Below are 15,371 nucleotides of genomic sequence, written 5' to 3'. Positions count from 1 at the left end.
CCCTATCCGTCACCAGGGCCGCGAGCCGTCTACGGTGGGGGCGTGCCCGAACTCGTTCTTCCTCATGCCGTGCTCGGGGCGCTGTGGCTCCCGTCCGTCGTCGCCGCCGGTCCGTCCGGGAGCGGCGAGGGGAGCGACGTCGTCGATGCCGCCCTGCGTGCCGTCGCCGGGGACGAGACGCACGTCGTCCTCCGTCCCGACGGCGAGGTCCGCTCGCTGCGTCAGATGACCGGACGCCTCGTGGGCGAGGAGCTGACGGACGTCGGCGCCGTGCTCCCCGCGCCCGGGCACGTCGCCGGGCTGCCGGGGGTGGCGCTCCTCGACGCCGTCGACGCCGGCCAGTGCCTCCTCATCCGCTCCGAGGGCGGCTCGTGGGCCGTCGTGCCGCAGGTCGAGTCCTTCGGCAGCGAGCTCGAGCCCGGCACCCTCGTGCGCTGGGTGCTCCACCCCTTCCCCTTCGCCGAGCGTCCCGTCCCCACGCTGCTCGGGCTGACCGGCTCGCTGCGGCAGGCCCGCCAGGAGATCGTCCGGGCACTCGTGACGGCCGGGGACGCGCTCGAGCAGCTCGACCTCGCCGGCTGGCGGCCGGACGTCGCCCGCGAGGCGGCGCACCTCCTGCGTGAGGACGTCTCCAGCGACCTCCTGCCCCCGGGCCTGGAGCCCGTGCGGGTGGAGGTGCTCACCCGCGCGGCGCGGCTGCTCGCCGTCGTCCAGCTCGCGCTCGAGGACGACGGCGGTGCGGTCGTGGCCCGGCAGGGTGCGGCGCGCGCGGAGGTGCTGCGCGAGCTCGAGCACACCGCCCGCCGAGCGCTGGCCGCCGCGAGCGTCAGCCACGTCTCCGGCGGTGTCGCCCGCGCCCGCTGAGGCCGGCCCCGTCAGGAGCCGGCGAGGACCTGCTCGTAGAACGCCATCGTGCGGTCGGCGATCGACTCCCAGGAGAAGTGCTCCTCGGCGCGGCGACGCCCGGCGGCGCCCATCTCGGCGGCACGGGTCTCGTCGGTGACGACGGCGGTGAGCGCGGCGGCGAGGTCGGCCTCGAAGCGCGCGGGGTCCACCGGCGTGCCGGTCCCGTCGGTGACCTGGTCGATGGGGACGAGGGTGCCGGTGACGCCGTCATCGACGACCTCGGGGATCCCACCGGTGGCCGAGCCGACGACGGGCAGGCCCACGGCCATCGCCTCGAGGTTGACGATGCCGAGGGGCTCGTAGACCGAGGGGCACACGAAGACGGTGCAGGCCGTGAGCACGGCGATGAGGTCGGCACGCGAGAGCATCTGCTCGATCCACACCACGCCCCCGCGGGTGGCCTTGAGCTCCTCGACACCGGCCTGAACCTCGGCCATGAGCGCCGGGGTGTCCGGGGCGCCGGCGCACAGGACGAGCTGGACGTCCTCGGGCAGCGCGCGGGCCGCGCGCAGCAGGTGCGGCAGGCCCTTCTGCCGGGTGATGCGCCCGACGAAGACGACGGCGGGGCGCGTCGGGTCGATGCCGTGCGAGCGGGCCACCTGCTCGGCGCGCTCGGACTCCTCCCCGGCGGGCCGCTGCCAGCCGGCGAGGTCGATGCCGTTGTGGATGACGGTGACCTTCGCGGGGTCGACGGCGGGGTAGCTGCGCAGGATGTCCTCGCGCATCCCGCCGCTCACCGCGACGACGCCCGCGGCGCCCTCGTAGGCCGTGCGCTCGGCCCAGGAGGACAGCGCGTACCCGCCACCGAGCTGCTCGGCCTTCCACGGCCGCAGCGGCTCCAGGGAGTGGGCGGACAGGACGTGGGGGACGTCGTGGAGCAGCCCGCCGAGGTGGCCCGCGAGGTTCGCGTACCAGGTGTGGGAGTGGACGATGTCGGTCCCCCGGACGGCGTCGGCCATCGCGAGGTCGACGCCGAAGGTCTGCAGGGCGGCGTTCGTGCCCGCGAGCTCGGCGACGGCGGAGTAGCCGCGCACGCCCTCCTCCCCCTCCCGGGGGCCGTCGAAGCAGTGGACCCGGACGTCGGCGCGGCTGCGCAGCACCCGGGCCAGCTCGGCGACGTGGACGCCCGCACCGCCGTACACGTGGGGCGGGTACTCCCTGGTGAGCATGTCGACACGCATGCTGGACCCTCCTCCGGGACCGACGAATAGCCTGCAGGACCATCTAAGCAGCCCTAGAGTCAGCGTCATGTCACCTCGGCGCACCCATCAACCCAGAGTCCTTGCCATCGTGCTCGCCGGCGGCGAGGGGAAACGGCTCATGCCGCTCACCGAGGAGCGCGCCAAGCCGGCCGTTCCCTTCGGCGGGATCTACCGGCTCATCGACTTCGCCCTGTCGAACATCGTCAACTCCGGCTACCTGCGCGTCGTCGTGCTCACGCAGTACAAGTCCCACAGCCTGGACCGCCACATCGCCAAGACGTGGCGCCTGTCCACGCACCTGGGCAACTACGTCGCACCCGTCCCCGCACAGCAGCGGATCGGCAAGCACTGGTTCCTCGGCAGCGCCGACGCCATCTACCAGTCGCTCAACCTCATCGACGACGAGCAGCCCGACATCGTCGTCATCGTCGGCGCGGACAACATCTACCGCATGGACTTCTCCCAGATGGTCGACCAGCACATCGACTCCGGCGCCGCGATGACCGTCGCGGGGATCCGGCAGCCGATCTCGCTGGCCGACCAGCTCGGCGTCATCGACGTCGACCCCGCCGACCCCAAGCGCATCCGCGCGTTCCTCGAGAAGCCCGCGAAGGCGCAGGGCCTGCCCGACGCCCCCGACGAGGTGCTCGCCTCCATGGGCAACTACGTCCTGTCGACCGACGCGCTCATCGAGGCGCTGCGGGTGGACGCCGAGGACCCGGACTCCAAGCACGACATGGGCGGCAGCCTCGTGCCGTGGTTCGTCGACCGCGGCCAGGCCGGCGTCTACGACTTCAAGGACAACGAGGTGCCCGGTGCCTCGGACCGCGACCGCGGCTACTGGCGCGACGTCGGCACGATCGACGCCTACTACGACTCCCACCAGGACCTCATCTCGGTCTCCCCGGTCTTCAACCTCTACAACCAGGAGTGGCCGCTGTTCACGGGCATGCCGAGCATGCCGCCGGCGAAGTTCGTCTACGGGCACCGGGAGCGGCTGGGGCACGCGCTCGACTCGCTCGTGTCCCCCGGCGTCATCGTCTCCGGCGGTGAGGTCGTGGGCTCGGTCATCTCCCCGAACACGAAGATCAACTCGTGGTCCTCGGTCCGGGACTCGGTGATCTTCGACAACGTCGACATCGGCCGCAACGCCGTCGTCGAGCGGGCGATCATCGACAAGAACGTCCGCATCGCCGACGGCGCGCACGTGGGCGTGGACCTCGAGCACGACATGGAGCGCGGCTTCGTCGTCACGGAGTCCGGCATCACGGTCGTGCCGAAGGGGGCCACGGTCCGGCGCTGAGCGCCCCCGCACCGCCGCTCGAGTCGCCCTTCCCGATCATCCGTCGCCCGTCCCGGCGCTCGGGCATGAACGGAGAGGGCGACCCGTCGTCGTGCCCCCGTAACCTGGCCCGGTGATCCGCATCGGCCTCGTCTCCGCCCGCCCGGTCCCGCCCGCGCTCCTCCAGCACGCTAGCGAGCTGCTCTCCGCCGTCGCCGACGACGTCGTCACCGCCGACACGTCCCGGCCCGGCTGGTCCGGGGTGACCGTGGAGGGGGTCGCGCGGCCCGGCGCGGCGGCGGACGTCGACGTCGCCCTCACGGCCGAGCTCCGCGGCCCGGCGACCGCGCTGGGGGTGGACGTCGCGGTGACCGCCGGTCCGCTCGCCGCCGACGGCGTGGGCCTGCTCGTCATGGACGTCGACTCCACCCTCATCACCGCGGAGGTCATCGAGCTGCTCGCCGAGCACGCCGGCACCCGCGAGCAGGTGGCCGAGGTGACGGAGCGTGCGATGCGCGGGGAGCTGGACTTCGCCGCCAGCCTGCGCGAGCGGGTCGCGACCCTGGCCGGGCTGGACGCCGGGGTGGTGGACGCGGTGCGCGAGGCCGTCGAGCTGTCCGCCGGCGCCCGCGAGCTCGTCGCGGCGGTCCACGAGCGCGGGGGGAAGGTCGCCCTCGTCTCGGGCGGCTTCCTCGAGGTCGTGGGGCCGATCGCCGAGGACCTGCGCATCGACCACCTCACCGCCAACCGGCTCGAGGTGGAGGACGGGCGGCTCACCGGCCGCACGACCGGACCGGTCGTCGACCGCGCCGCCAAGGAGCGCCACCTGCGGGCGTGGGCCGCCGAGGACGGCGTCCCGCTGGAGCGGGTGGTGGCCGTCGGCGACGGCGCCAACGACCTCGACATGCTCGGTGCCGCCGGGCTGGGCGTGGCGTACTGCGCCAAGCCGGTGGTCCAGGAGCAGGCCCGTGCGGCCGTCACCTTCCCGCGGCTGGACGCGGTGCTGGGCCTGCTCGGCCGCTGAGCCGGGCCGCCGGCGCCCTCAGGGCGTGCGCCTCCGCAGCGTCACGGCGCCGAGCACGAGGACACCGGCGATGACCCCGACGAGGACCCCGACCTCCAGCCACAGGTCGGGGCTGGACCGGGTGGAGATCTCGTTCATCGCGTCGACGGCGTAGGACAGCGGCAGGAGGTTCGACACGTACTCCAGCGCGCGCGGCAGCTCCTCGCGGGGCACGAGCAGACCGCACAGGAGGAACTGCGGCAGGATGACCGCCGGCATGAACTGCACCGCCTGGAACTCCGTGTGGGCGAAGGCCGAGACGAACAGACCGAGCGCGACGCCGAGCACCGCGCCCAGCACAGCGAGGCCGATGAGTGCCCACCAGGGCCCGGCGACCTCCAGGCCGAGCGGCCCGAGCGCCAGCCCGGTGGTGACGAGCCCCTGGACGACGGCGACGAGCCCGAAGGCCAGCGCGTAGCCGAGGATGAAGGACAGCTTGCCCGTCGGCAGCGTGAGCAGGCGCTCCAAGGTGCCCGAGCGCCGCTCGCGCAGTGTCGTCACCGAGGTGATGAGGAACATGATGATCACCGGGAACAGGGCGAGCAGCGCCGGCCCGATGCGCTGGAAGACCGGCCCTCCGTCGTACACCCACCAGAGCAGGGAGATGAGGACGCCGGGGACGACGACGATCATCGCGATGGTCCGCGGGTCGTGCCGCAGCTGCTGCAGCACGCGGACGGCGGTGGCCGTCATGGCCCGGCCTCCCCGGTGACGAGGGCGAGGAAGGCCCCCTCCGCCGTCGTCCGTCCCGTCCGCTCGAGGAGCGCCTCCGGGGTGGCCTGGGCGAGCACGCGGCCAGAGCGCAGCAGGACGAGCTCGTCGCAGCGGGTGGCCTCGTCCATGACGTGGGAGGAGACGAGGAGCGTGGTGCCGCCCGCGGCGAGGCCGCGGAACATCGTCCACAGCGACTCGCGCAGCACCGGGTCGAGCCCGACGGTCGGCTCGTCGAGCACGAGCAGCTCGGGCCGCCCGAGCAGCGCGGCACCGAGCGAGACCCGGGACGTCTCGCCGCCGGACAGGGTGTGGACCAGCTGGTCGCGGCGCCGCGCGAGGTCGACGTCGTCGAGCACCTCCTCGACGCGGTCACGCCCCACGCCCAGGACGCGGGCGAAGTACCGGAGGTTCTCACCGACGGTGAGGTCCTCGTACACGCTCGGTGACTGGGACACGTACCCCACCCGACGGCGCAGCCCCCGGCTCCCGGCCGCCTCCCCGAGCACCTCCACCGTCCCGCGGTGGACGAGCTGGACCCCGAGGATCGCCCGGAGCAGGGTCGTCTTGCCCGACCCGGACGGACCGAGCAGCCCGGTGACGCGGCCCGGTGCCACCCGCAGGTCGACGCCGTCGAGCGCCGTCGTCGACCCGCGCCGCACGTGCAGGCCGTCGGTGAGGACCGCCGGACGCGCTCGGTCCACCCCACCTGCGCCTGCCACGCTGGCCATGGGCCCACCGTAGCGAGGCGGCCCGCCCCCGGACAGGGGCCGCCGGTGCGTCCGGCCCCTGACCCGAGGTCCGCGACACGCGCGCGACACACCGGGACAGGTGACGATCAAGCGGCCGTCGCCCCGACTTCCGATCAGGTCAGCAGCAGGCGCTCAGAGCTCGGGGCGGACGATGGTGACGAGGCGGGCGGTCGAGCGGTCGAGCTCGGCCCACGGCACCGGCACCTCGAGGACCGCGGCGTTGGCGGTGCTCATCCCGAGGGACACCATCTCCGCCAGGGTGCTGCGCTCCCCGTCGAGCAGGTGCGCGAGGGAGGACATCGTCGGCTCGTGCCCGACGACGAGGACGCTCCGGACCTCCTCCGGCAGCTCGGCGAGGACGGCGAGGACGTCGCGCGGCCCGGCCTGGTAGAGCTCGTCCCGGACGTCGGCCGCGGGAGCGGCGTCCCAGCCCGACGCGACGATCTTGTACGTCTCGGTGGTCCGCAGCGCGCTCGACACGAGCGCCCGGTCCAGCCCGCCCACCTGGGCCGCGAGGATCGGCCCGAGGGAGGCCCCCTGGCGCCGGCCGTGGGCGGACAGCGGCCGCTGCTCGTCGCCCAGGCCGTTCTCCGGCTCGGCCTGGGCGTGACGCAGCAGCACGAGGGTGCGAGGGGTCACCTACTGCCCCATCGCGTGGACGCCGCCGTCGACGTGGACGATCTCCGCCGTCGTCGCCGGGAACCAGTCCGAGCACAGGGCCACGACGGCGCGGGCGGCCGGCTCGGCGTCCTTGACGTCCCAGCCGAGCGGCGCGCGCTCGGCCCAGACGCTCTCCATCTGCTCGAAGCCCGGGATGGAGGTGGCGGCCGTCGTGCGGATCGGGCCGGCGGAGACGAGGTTGACGCGGATGCCCTCCGGGCCGAGGTCGCGGGCCAGGTAGCGCGCGGTGGACTCGAAGGCGGCCTTGGCCACGCCCATCCAGTCGTAGACCGGCCACGCGAAGGACGCGTCGAAGGTGAGCCCGACGATCCCGGCGCCCTGGGTGAGCAGCGGCTGGGTCGCCACGGCGAGCGACTTGAGCGAGAAGGCCGAGACCTCCATCGCCGTCGCGACGTCGGCCCACTCCCCCGCGAGAAAGTTGCCGCCCATGACGGACTGGGGCGCGAAGCCGATCGAGTGGACCACGCCGTCGAGGTGGTCGGCGTGCTCACGCACGCGGTCGGCGAGGGCGGTGAGGTCCTCGGGGTTCGTCACGTCCAGCTCCACGACGGGTGCCTCGACCGGCAGCCGCCGGGCGGTGACCTGCGTGAGGCGCAGCTGGCGCCCGAAGGAGGTGAGGATGACCGTGGCGCCCTCCTCCTGAGCGAGGCGCGCCACGTGGAAGGCGATCGAGTTGTCCTTGAGGACGCCGGTGACCAGGAGGGTCTTGCCGTCGAGAAGTCCCATTGCTGTCTCCTGTCGCGAGGGTGAGGTCAGTGGCCCATGCCGAGTCCGCCGTCGACGGGGATGACGGCCCCGGTGACGTAGGCGGCGGCGGGCGAGGCGAGGTACTGGACGGCGCCGACGATGTCGGAGACGTCCCCGAAGCGGCCGGCGGGGATCGCGGTGCGCAGCTTGTCCTGCTGCGCCTCCGGCAGCGCGCGCGTCATGTCCGTGTCGATGAACCCGGGGGCGATGACGTTCGCGGTGATCCCGCGGGAGCCGAGCTCGCGCGTGATGGACCGGGCCATCCCGATGAGGCCGGACTTGGTGGCCGAGTAGTTGACCTGCCCGGCGTTGCCGTACATGCCGACGACGGAGCCCATGAGGATGATGCGGCCACCGCGCTTGCGGATCATGCCCTTGGACACGCGCCGCACGCAGCGGAAGACGCCGGTGAGGTTGACGTCGAGGACCTCCTCGAACTCCTCGTCGCTCATCCGCATGAGGAGCTGGTCGCGGGTCATGCCGGCGTTGGCGACGAGCACCTCGACGGGCCCGTGGGCCGCCTCGATCTCGCCGATCGCGGCGTCGACGGCGGCGGTGTCGCGCATGTCACCGCGCACGCCGAGGACGCCCTCGGGCAGCTCCCCACCGCGGTGGATCGTCGCCACCTTGTCGCCCGCGGCGACGAAGGCCTCGGCGACGGCGCGGCCGATCCCCCGGCTCGCGCCGGTGACGAGCACGCTGCGTGCGTCGGTGTCGTTCACGATGTCCTCCTGTGATGTTCGTCCGGGGGAACGGTATCCGACGGCAGCCGCCACGCGCGGGAGGCGTCCGGGAACTACCCTTGCTCGGTGAGCAGGAAACAGCGTGTTCACGCGATCACCTCGGTGGGGCGACCGCTGAGCGAGGATGTCCACGGCCGGGCCGTCCGCTACGTCATCTCGATGGCCATCCGGTCCGCGTGCCTCGTGGGGATCCTCTTCACCGACGGCTGGCTGCGCTGGGTCATGGTCGCCGGCGCGGTCCTCCTGCCGTACTTCGCCGTCGTCCTGGCCAACGCGGGCAGGGAGCACCCGACCCCAGCGGATACGCTGATGGAGCTCCAGCTCCCCGAGATCGAGGCGCCTCCCTCCGAGCAGCGCCCGACCTACCCGCCCATCGACCTGAGAGGTGGCTACCTGAGGTGACCCTGGCCGACGAGTCCGCGCCCGCCGAGCAGGTCTGCAGCGCCAAGGGCTGCCGCCAGACCGCCGCGTGGGGACTGCTGTGGAACAACCCCCGGCTGCACACCGAGGAGCGCCGCAAGACGTGGCTCGCCTGCGAGGAGCACCGCACGCACCTGGAGACCTTCCTCGGGTCGCGCTCGTTCCTGCGTGAGGTCGTGCCGGTCGCCGACCTATGAGCCGGTACCGCTTCCTGCTCTCCCGCCGGTGGGTCGGTCTCGCCGCCGTCTTCCTCGTCATCGCGGTGGCCTGCGTCTTCCTCGGTGCGTGGCAGTGGAGCCGGCACGAGGACCGGTCGGCCGCCAACGCCCTCGTCAACGGCAACTACGACAGCGCCCCGCAGCCCATCGAGGAGGTCGTCGAGGACACCGTGCCGGACGACCTCGTGTGGCGCCGGGTCGTCGTCGAGGGCAGGTACACCGGGGAGCAGGTGGTCGTGCGCAACCGTCCCGTGGACGGCAGCGCCGCCGCGCGCGTCCTCGCCGTCCTCGAGGTGGAGGAGGACGACGACGGCGGCCGGCTCGTCGTCGTCGACCGCGGGTGGGTGCCGCTCGGGGAGGGCGACCCGCAGCTGCCCGACTCCCCCGCCGGTGACGTGACGCTCGAGGGGCGCCTGCGTGCGGCCGAGGGCACCGACGAGCGGACGGCGCCCGCCGGCCAGGTGTACCGGATCGAGCCGGCCACCGTGGTCGAGGCGGCCGGCGTCGCGGGCGGTGAGCTGTTCGACGGGTACCTCCTGGCCACCGCCGAGGACGGCGCGCCGGCCGCCGGCCTGGAGCCCTTCCCCCGCCCGGACACGAGCCCGGGCAACCACCTGTCCTACGCCTTCCAGTGGTGGGTCTTCGCGCTCGGCGCGATCGTCGGCTACGTCGTCCTCGCGCGCCGCGAGGCGGCCGAGCTGGTGGGCGCGCCGCAGCGCCCCGCCGAGCCCGCGCGGTCGCCGCGGCGCCGCTCGGACGCCGACGAGGAGGACGCCCTCATCGACGCCCAGCTCCAGGACCAGTAGCCCGCCCCACGTGGCCGAGCGCTGAGTTGCTACCTATTCCCTTATCGCCGAGCGCTGAGTTGTTACCCGTCCCGCCGTCGAGCGCTGACTTGTTACCAGCCCCCGCCGCCGAGCGCTGAGTTGTTCCTCAGGCCAGGGCGATGAGCTCGCGGTAGGAGTCGTTCCACAGGTCCTCGTCGCCGTCGGGCAGGAGGAGGACGCGGTCAGGCTCGAGCGCCTCGACGGCGCCCTCGTCGTGGGTGACGAGGACGACGGCGCCGGTGAAGGTGCGCAGCGCCCCGAGGATCTCCTCCCGGGAGGCCGGGTCGAGGTTGTTCGTCGGCTCGTCGAGGAGCAGCACGTTGGCCGAGGACACGACGAGCACGGCCAGCGCGAGGCGGGTCTTCTCGCCGCCGGACAGCACCTTGGCGGGCTTCTCGGCGTCGTCCCCGGAGAAGAGGAAGGAGCCGAGGACCGAGCGCACCTGCGTGTCGGTGAGGTCCGGCGCGGCGGAACGGAGGTTCTCCACGACGGTCCGCTCGACGTCGAGGGTCTCGTGCTCCTGGGCGTAGTACCCGACCTTGAGCCCGTGACCCGGGACGACCTCCCCGGTGTCCGGCTCCTCGACGCCGCCGAGCATGCGCAGCAGCGTCGTCTTGCCCGCGCCGTTGAGGCCGAGGACGACGACCTTCGCGCCGCGGTCGATGGCGAGGTTGACGTCGGTGAAGACCTCGAGCGAGCCGTAGGACTTCGACAGGCCCTCCGCGGTGAGCGGGACCCGGCCGCAGGGCGCGGGGTCGGGGAAGCGCAGGTGGGCGACCTTGTCGGCGCGACGCGTGTCCTCCAGCCCGGCGACCATCCTCTCGGCGCGGCGGATCATGTTCTGGGCGGCAACGGCCTTGGTGGCCTTGGCGCGCATCTTGTCGGCCTGGGCGAGGAGCACCGAGGCCTTCTTCTCGGCGTTCTGGCGCTCCTTGCGACGGCGGCGCTCGTCCTGCTCACGCTGCTTGAGGTAGGCGTCCCAGCCGAGGTTGTAGACGTCCAGCTCGCCGCGGTTGGCGTCGAGGTGGAAGACGGTGTTGACCGTCGCGCGGAGCAGCTCGACGTCGTGGGAGATGACGATGAGGCCGCCGGAGAAGGTGGAGAGGTACTCGCGCAGCCACACGATCGAGTCGTGGTCGAGGTGGTTGGTCGGCTCGTCGAGCAGGAGCGTCTCGGCGCCGGAGAAGAGGATGCGGGCGAGCTCGACGCGGCGGCGCTGACCACCGGACAGGGTGTGGAGCGGCTGGTCGAGGACCCGGGTGGGCAGGCCGAGGTTGGAGGTGAGGCGCGCGGCCTCGGACTCCGCGGCCCAGCCGCCCTGGGCGTCGAACTCCGCGTCGAGGCGGGAGTAGCGCTCCATCGCCTTGACCTGGGCGTCACCGGTCTTGGTGCCCATGTCCGACTCGGCCTTGCGGATGCGGCGCAGGATGCCGTCGATGCCGCGGGCGGAGAACACGCGGTCCCGCGCGAGGACGTCCATGTCGCCGGTGCGCGGGTCCTGCGGGAGGTAGCCGATCTCGCCGGTGCGGGTGATCGTGCCGGTGTGCTGGACGACGCCGGAGGTCGCGTCCTCACCGGCGAGCAGCTTGGTGAGGGTGGTCTTGCCGGCGCCGTTGCGCCCGACCAGCCCGATCCGCATCCCGGTGTCGACGCGGAACGTCGCCTCGTGGAGCAGCTCGCGTGCGCCGATGCGCATCGAGACGTCGTGGGCGGTGATCACAGGCAGACCTCAAAGCATGGTGGGGGTGTGGGGTGCCGGCGGCAGGGCCGCGCGGCGCCATCCAGTCTACGGCCGCCCCGCCAGTCCTTTCCCAGGAGATGTGTCTCAGGGCGTCGCGACGGCGAAGGTGTCGCAGGCCGGGAGGGTGCCCTGCTCGTAGCCCGTGGTGAACCAGCGGGTGCGCTGCTCGGCGGAGCCGTGGGTCCACGTGTGGGGCTCGACGTCCCGGCCGCTCGTCTCCTGGATGCGGTCGTCGCCGACGGCGGCCGCGGCCTCGAGGGCCGACGTCACCTCGTCGCGGGTCGGCTGCTGGAGGAAGGTCTCACCGGAGTCGGGGTCGACGGTGCCGGCCGCCTGTCCGACGAACATCCCGGCGAAGCAGTCGGCCTGGAGCTCGGTACGCACGGCATCGCCGGAGGGGCCGGTGTCGGTGCGGTCGGCCTGGTCCATGATCCCGAGGGCGTGCTGGGCGTGGTGGCCCCACTCGTGGGCGACGATGTAGATCTGCGCCAGCGGCGCGTTGCGCGCGCCGAGCTGGGTCTCGAGCTGGTCGAAGAAGCCGAGGTCGAGGTAGACCGAGGAGTCGGCCGGGCAGTAGAAGGGGCCGACGGCGGCGGTGGCCGACCCGCAGCCGGTTCCGACAGAACCGGTGAAGATCTCGAAGCCGGGCATGGCGTACTGCTCCCCCACCTCCGCCATCGCGCCGTCCCAGTAGACGTCGAGGGCGTCCGCGGTGAGGACCATGCGGCACTCGGTGTGCTCGTTGGCGTCCGCGCCTGTCTGGCAGTGGCTGAGGTCCACGCCCGCGCCGCCGCTGCCCGTGTCGGTGCCACCGCCGCCGAGCAGGCCGGCGGGGTTCTGCCCCGTGAGGAGCATGATCGCCAGGACGAGCAGCAACCCTCCCCCGCCGATCCCGCCGCCGATCGCCATGCCGCGCCGTCCGCCGGACGTGCGGACCCGCCGCGAGTCGGCCCGGACTCCCTCGTTGAACGTCATGACTCGATCTTGCGACGAGAGCTCTCACCGTGCGCGCGGTGAGCTCCGCGGTTCACCTCACCAGAACCTGCGCGGACGAGGGAGCTCGGAGGAGAACCGGGGAGGTCAGCGGTGGAGGCAGACGTCGAGAGCCGGATTCCTCGGCGGAGCAAGCGGGCTCTCGGCGGATGGGCGCGGTGGGCTCAGACGTTGAAGCCGAGGGCGCGCAGCTGCTCGCGGCCGTCGGGGGTGATCTTCTCCGGGCCCCACGGCGGCATCCAGACCCAGTTGATCCGCATGTCGTTGACGAGGCCGTCGAGGGCCTGGGCGGACTGGTCCTCGATGACGTCGGTCAGCGGGCAGGCCGCCGAGGTGAGCGTCATGTCGATGACCGCGTTGTTGTGCTGGTCCACGGTCACGCCGTAGACGAGCCCGAGGTCGACGACGTTGATGCCGAGCTCGGGGTCGATGACGTCCCTCATCGCCTCCTCGACGTCCGCAGCGGTCGTCGGGGACGGGTTGGTCGTGGTGTCACTCATCGGTCCTCCTCCTGTGTGGCGGGCGCGCTGGTCAGTGCATGGGCGAGGGCGTCACGCAGCGCCATCCACCCGAGCAGGGCGCACTTGATGCGCGCCGGGTACTTCGCCACCCCGGTGAACGCGGTCGCGTCCCCCAGCGTGTCCTGCTTCTCCTCGGGCAGCTCGACCCCGCGGCCGTGCATGAGCTCGCGGAAGGTCTCGTTGATGGTGTCGACCTCGTGGACGGTCTGGCCCACGACGAGGTCGTTGAGCACCGACAGCGAGGCCTGGGAGATCGAGCAGCCCTGACCGACCCAGCCGACCTCGCCGACCCGGGGGCCGTCGTCGCCGTGGGTGAGGCGCACCCGCAGGGTCACCTGGTCCCCGCAGGTGGGGTTCACCTGGAAGGACTCGGCGTCGTAGGGGGCCAGCTCGCCCGCCCCGTGCCGCTCGCGGGCGTGGTCGAGGATGACCTGCTGGTAGAGCTGTTCCATCGGGTCAGCCATGATCGACTCCGAAGAAGTGACGCACCTTGCCGAGCTCCTCGACGAAGACGTCGATCTCCTGCTCGGTGGTGTAGATGGATGCGGACGCGCGGGCCGAGGCGTGGACCCCGAGCCGCTGGTGCACCGGCTGGGCGCAGTGGTGCCCCACGCGGACGGCGACGCCCGCGTTGTCGAGCACCTGGCCGACGTCGTGCGGGTGCACTCCGTCGACGGCGAAGGCGACGACGGCGAGACGGTCCGCCGCGTCCTGCGGGCCGAGGACCCGCACGCCGGGCACCGAGGAGATGCCGGCGAGCAGCCGCTCGGTGAGCGTGTGCTCGTGGGCGGCGACGGCGTCCATCCCCAGCTCGGCGAGGTAGTCGACCGCGGCACGCAGACCGACGGTCTGGGACACCATCTGGGTCCCGGCCTCGAAGCGCTGGGGGGCGTCGGCGTAGGTGGTGCCCTCCATGGTGACGATCTGCACCATCGAGCCGCCGGTGAGGAAGGGCGGCATCGCGGCGAGCAGCTCGCGCCGCCCGTAGAGCGCCCCGACGCCGGTGGGCCCGAGCATCTTGTGGCCGGAGAAGACGGCGAAGTCGACGTCCAGGGCGTGGAGGTCCACGGGAAGGTGGGGCACGCTCTGGCAGGCGTCGAGCAGGACGAGTGCGCCGGCCGCTCGTGCCCTGCGCACGACCTCCGCCACCGGGCTGAGCGCGCCGGTGACGTTGGAGGCGTGAGTGAGGGCGACGAGGCGGGTGCGCTCACCGATGACGTCGAAGGTGCCGGCGTCCAGCCGGCCCTCGTCGGTCAGGCCGATCCAGCGCAGGGTGGCGCCGGTGCGGGCGCACAGCTCCTGCCACGGGACGAGGTTGGCGTGGTGCTCCGCCTCGGTGACGACGATCTCGTCACCGGGACGCAGGGCGAAGAGCTCCACCGCGCGGTCCCCGCCCCGGCCGATGCTCGCGTTGGACATCGCGTACGCCACGAGGTTGATGCCCTCGGTGGCGTTCTTCGTCCACACGATCTCGTCGGTGTCGACACCGACGAAGGCCGCGACGGCCGCCCGGGCCTGCTCGTAGGCCTCGGTCGCCTCCTCGGCGAGCTGGTGCGCGCCGCGGTGGACCGCGGCGTTGCGCTGCTCGTAGAAGTCCTGCTCGGCGTCGATGACGCACTGGGGCTTCTGCGAGGTGGCCGCCGAGTCGAGGTAGACCAGCGGCCGGCCGCTGCGGGTCGTCCTGCCCAGGATCGGGAAGTCGGCGCGCACGGCCGCCAGCTCGGACGCGCTCAACGCGCCCGAGCCGGCAGTGACCGGTGCACTCATCTCTGTCCTTCCGGTGCGGGTCAGACCGCTGCCGTCACGTACTTGTCGTAGCCCTCGGCCTCGAGGCGGTCGGCCAGCTCGGGGCCACCCTCCTCGGCGACGCGGCCGTTGACGAAGACGTGGACGTAGTCGGGCTTGATGTACCGCAGCACCCGCGTGTAGTGGGTGATGAGGAGGAAGCCGGCGTCCGTCTCGGAGTGGACGCGGTTGACGCCCTCGGCGACGATGCGCAGCGCGTCGACGTCGAGGCCGGAGTCGGTCTCGTCGAGGACGGCGAACTTCGGGCGCAGGAGCTCCATCTGGAGGATCTCGTGGCGCTTCTTCTCGCCACCGGAGAAGCCGGAGTTCACGTCGCGCTGGGCGAAGACCGGGTCCATCTTGAGCTTGTCCATGGCCGCGTTGACGTCCTTGACCCAGGTCCGCAGGGCGGGGGCCTCGCCGTCGATGGCGGTCTTGGCGGTGCGGAGGAAGTTCGAGACCGTGACGCCGGGAACCTCGACCGGGTACTGCATGGCGAGGAACAGGCCGGCGCGGGCGCGCTCGTCGACGCTCATCTCGAGGACGTTCTCGCCGTCCAGGAGGATCTCGCCGTCGGTGACCTCGTACTTGGGGTGGCCGGCGATCGCGTAGGCGAGGGTCGACTTGCCCGAGCCGTTGGGGCCCATGATCGCGTGGATCTCACCGCTCTTGATGGTGAGGGTGGCGCCCTTGAGGATCTGCTTCGGGCCGTCGTTGGTCTCGACGTTGACGTGGAGGTTCTTGATCTCAAGCGTGGACATTCAGGTTCTCTTCCTTCA

Annotated in this window: 18 protein-coding genes; 6 read left to right on the top strand and 12 right to left on the bottom strand. The window is 72.5% G+C overall.

Annotated features, from left to right (window positions below):
- Positions 1 to 42 precede the first annotated feature (42 nt).
- Positions 43 to 864, top strand: a complete 822-nt coding sequence (locus tag H9624_RS08050) for an Rv1486c family protein (protein ID WP_251839382.1) — start codon at positions 43 to 45, stop codon at positions 862 to 864.
- Positions 865 to 875: 11 nt separating this feature from the next.
- Here H9624_RS08050 and glgA read toward each other — a convergent pair whose 3' ends face one another.
- Positions 876 to 2,087, bottom strand: coding sequence for a glycogen synthase (gene glgA / locus H9624_RS08045; RefSeq protein ID WP_251839381.1), 1,212 nt, complete (start codon positions 2,085 to 2,087; stop codon positions 876 to 878).
- 67 nt (positions 2,088 to 2,154) lie between these two features.
- On the opposite strand from glgA, the gene glgC reads away from it, so the two are divergent.
- Both glgC and serB read left to right on the top strand, forming a co-directional pair.
- A complete protein-coding gene (glgC, locus tag H9624_RS08040; protein WP_286010969.1) occupies positions 2,155 to 3,411 on the top strand; it encodes a glucose-1-phosphate adenylyltransferase in 1,257 nt (418 codons plus the stop codon).
- Positions 3,412 to 3,739: 328 nt separating this feature from the next.
- Positions 3,740 to 4,414 (top strand): phosphoserine phosphatase SerB, encoded by a 675-nt coding sequence (gene serB, locus H9624_RS08035; RefSeq protein ID WP_504740248.1) that lies wholly within the window; start codon positions 3,740 to 3,742, stop codon positions 4,412 to 4,414.
- Between the two features lie 18 nt (positions 4,415 to 4,432).
- On the opposite strand, the gene H9624_RS08030 is transcribed toward serB, so the two are convergent.
- The 5 genes from H9624_RS08030 to fabG all read right to left on the bottom strand — a co-directional run bounded on the left by H9624_RS08030 (position 4,433) and on the right by fabG (position 8,066).
- Positions 4,433 to 5,146, bottom strand: a complete 714-nt coding sequence (locus tag H9624_RS08030) for an ABC transporter permease (protein WP_251839378.1) — start codon at positions 5,144 to 5,146, stop codon at positions 4,433 to 4,435.
- Positions 5,143 to 5,895: an ABC transporter ATP-binding protein gene (locus H9624_RS08025; RefSeq protein WP_251839377.1), complete on the bottom strand. Its 753-nt coding sequence runs from the start codon at positions 5,893 to 5,895 to the stop codon at positions 5,143 to 5,145. Before H9624_RS08025 ends, H9624_RS08030 begins: the two co-directional genes overlap by 4 nt.
- 153 nt (positions 5,896 to 6,048) lie before the next feature.
- Complete coding sequence (locus tag H9624_RS08020; protein ID WP_251839376.1) at positions 6,049 to 6,555, bottom strand: SixA phosphatase family protein; 507 nt, start codon at positions 6,553 to 6,555, stop codon at positions 6,049 to 6,051.
- Positions 6,556 to 7,323 (bottom strand): enoyl-ACP reductase FabI, encoded by a 768-nt coding sequence (gene fabI, locus H9624_RS08015; RefSeq protein WP_251839375.1) that lies wholly within the window; start codon positions 7,321 to 7,323, stop codon positions 6,556 to 6,558.
- A 26-nt stretch (positions 7,324 to 7,349) separates the two neighbouring features.
- The gene (gene fabG, locus H9624_RS08010; RefSeq protein ID WP_251839374.1) at positions 7,350 to 8,066 is read right to left on the bottom strand and encodes a 3-oxoacyl-ACP reductase FabG; all 717 of its coding nucleotides are present in this window, start codon (positions 8,064 to 8,066) and stop codon (positions 7,350 to 7,352) included.
- An 87-nt stretch (positions 8,067 to 8,153) separates the two neighbouring features.
- Here fabG and H9624_RS08005 point away from each other — a divergent pair, with 87 nt between their 5' ends.
- Genes H9624_RS08005 through H9624_RS07995 form a run of 3 tightly spaced genes read left to right on the top strand, consistent with a single transcriptional unit; the run spans position 8,154 to position 9,531 of the window.
- Positions 8,154 to 8,489: a DUF3099 domain-containing protein gene (locus H9624_RS08005; protein WP_251839373.1), complete on the top strand. Its 336-nt coding sequence runs from the start codon at positions 8,154 to 8,156 to the stop codon at positions 8,487 to 8,489.
- Positions 8,486 to 8,704: a hypothetical protein gene (locus H9624_RS08000; protein WP_251839372.1), complete on the top strand. Its 219-nt coding sequence runs from the start codon at positions 8,486 to 8,488 to the stop codon at positions 8,702 to 8,704. Before H9624_RS08005 ends, H9624_RS08000 begins: the two co-directional genes overlap by 4 nt.
- Positions 8,701 to 9,531 carry an SURF1 family cytochrome oxidase biogenesis protein gene (locus H9624_RS07995; RefSeq protein WP_251839371.1) on the top strand — a complete coding sequence of 277 codons (831 nt, stop codon included), beginning with the start codon at positions 8,701 to 8,703 and terminating at the stop codon, positions 9,529 to 9,531. Before H9624_RS08000 ends, H9624_RS07995 begins: the two co-directional genes overlap by 4 nt.
- A gap of 127 nt (positions 9,532 to 9,658) precedes the next feature.
- Here the strand turns inward: H9624_RS07995 and H9624_RS07990 are convergent, their stop codons facing one another.
- The 6 genes from H9624_RS07990 to sufC all read right to left on the bottom strand — a co-directional run bounded on the left by H9624_RS07990 (position 9,659) and on the right by sufC (position 15,353).
- Complete coding sequence (locus tag H9624_RS07990; RefSeq protein ID WP_251839370.1) at positions 9,659 to 11,272, bottom strand: ABC-F family ATP-binding cassette domain-containing protein; 1,614 nt, start codon at positions 11,270 to 11,272, stop codon at positions 9,659 to 9,661.
- A 105-nt stretch (positions 11,273 to 11,377) separates the two neighbouring features.
- A complete protein-coding gene (ypfJ, locus tag H9624_RS07985) occupies positions 11,378 to 12,268 on the bottom strand; it encodes a KPN_02809 family neutral zinc metallopeptidase (protein ID WP_251839369.1) in 891 nt (296 codons plus the stop codon).
- Positions 12,269 to 12,450: 182 nt separating this feature from the next.
- Positions 12,451 to 12,786, bottom strand: coding sequence for a metal-sulfur cluster assembly factor (locus tag H9624_RS07980; protein WP_152189888.1), 336 nt, complete (start codon positions 12,784 to 12,786; stop codon positions 12,451 to 12,453).
- Positions 12,783 to 13,271: a Fe-S cluster assembly sulfur transfer protein SufU gene (gene sufU, locus H9624_RS07975; RefSeq protein WP_251839368.1), complete on the bottom strand. Its 489-nt coding sequence runs from the start codon at positions 13,269 to 13,271 to the stop codon at positions 12,783 to 12,785. The genes H9624_RS07980 and sufU overlap by 4 nt, the downstream gene beginning before the upstream one ends.
- A complete protein-coding gene (locus H9624_RS07970; RefSeq protein WP_251839367.1) occupies positions 13,264 to 14,574 on the bottom strand; it encodes a cysteine desulfurase in 1,311 nt (436 codons plus the stop codon). The genes sufU and H9624_RS07970 overlap by 8 nt, the downstream gene beginning before the upstream one ends.
- A gap of 20 nt (positions 14,575 to 14,594) precedes the next feature.
- The gene (gene sufC, locus H9624_RS07965; protein ID WP_251839366.1) at positions 14,595 to 15,353 is read right to left on the bottom strand and encodes a Fe-S cluster assembly ATPase SufC; all 759 of its coding nucleotides are present in this window, start codon (positions 15,351 to 15,353) and stop codon (positions 14,595 to 14,597) included.
- Between the last annotated feature and the right edge of the window lie 18 nt (positions 15,354 to 15,371).

This window comes from Oceanitalea stevensii (assembly GCF_014837105.1).
Taxonomy (GTDB): Bacteria; Actinomycetota; Actinomycetes; order Actinomycetales; family Actinomycetaceae; genus Oceanitalea; species Oceanitalea stevensii.
Note: the sequence above shows the minus strand (reverse complement) of the source record. Positions and strands in the feature narration are given on the sequence as shown.

Excerpts from the sequence above, each read along its gene's own strand:
- glgA (WP_251839381.1), bottom strand. The coding sequence starts at position 2,087 with ATGCGTGTCGACATGCTCACCAGGGAGTACCCGCCCCACGTGTACGGC.
- glgC (WP_286010969.1), top strand. The coding sequence starts at position 2,155 with ATGTCACCTCGGCGCACCCATCAACCCAGAGTCCTTGCCATCGTGCTC.
- H9624_RS08030 (WP_251839378.1), bottom strand. The coding sequence starts at position 5,146 with ATGACGGCCACCGCCGTCCGCGTGCTGCAGCAGCTGCGGCACGACCCG.
- H9624_RS08025 (WP_251839377.1), bottom strand. The coding sequence starts at position 5,895 with ATGGCCAGCGTGGCAGGCGCAGGTGGGGTGGACCGAGCGCGTCCGGCG.
- fabI (WP_251839375.1), bottom strand. The coding sequence starts at position 7,323 with ATGGGACTTCTCGACGGCAAGACCCTCCTGGTCACCGGCGTCCTCAAG.
- H9624_RS07995 (WP_251839371.1), top strand. The coding sequence starts at position 8,701 with ATGAGCCGGTACCGCTTCCTGCTCTCCCGCCGGTGGGTCGGTCTCGCC.
- ypfJ (WP_251839369.1), bottom strand. The coding sequence starts at position 12,268 with ATGACGTTCAACGAGGGAGTCCGGGCCGACTCGCGGCGGGTCCGCACG.
- H9624_RS07980 (WP_152189888.1), bottom strand. The coding sequence starts at position 12,786 with ATGAGTGACACCACGACCAACCCGTCCCCGACGACCGCTGCGGACGTC.
- sufU (WP_251839368.1), bottom strand. The coding sequence starts at position 13,271 with ATGGCTGACCCGATGGAACAGCTCTACCAGCAGGTCATCCTCGACCAC.
- H9624_RS07970 (WP_251839367.1), bottom strand. The coding sequence starts at position 14,574 with ATGAGTGCACCGGTCACTGCCGGCTCGGGCGCGTTGAGCGCGTCCGAG.
- sufC (WP_251839366.1), bottom strand. The coding sequence starts at position 15,353 with ATGTCCACGCTTGAGATCAAGAACCTCCACGTCAACGTCGAGACCAAC.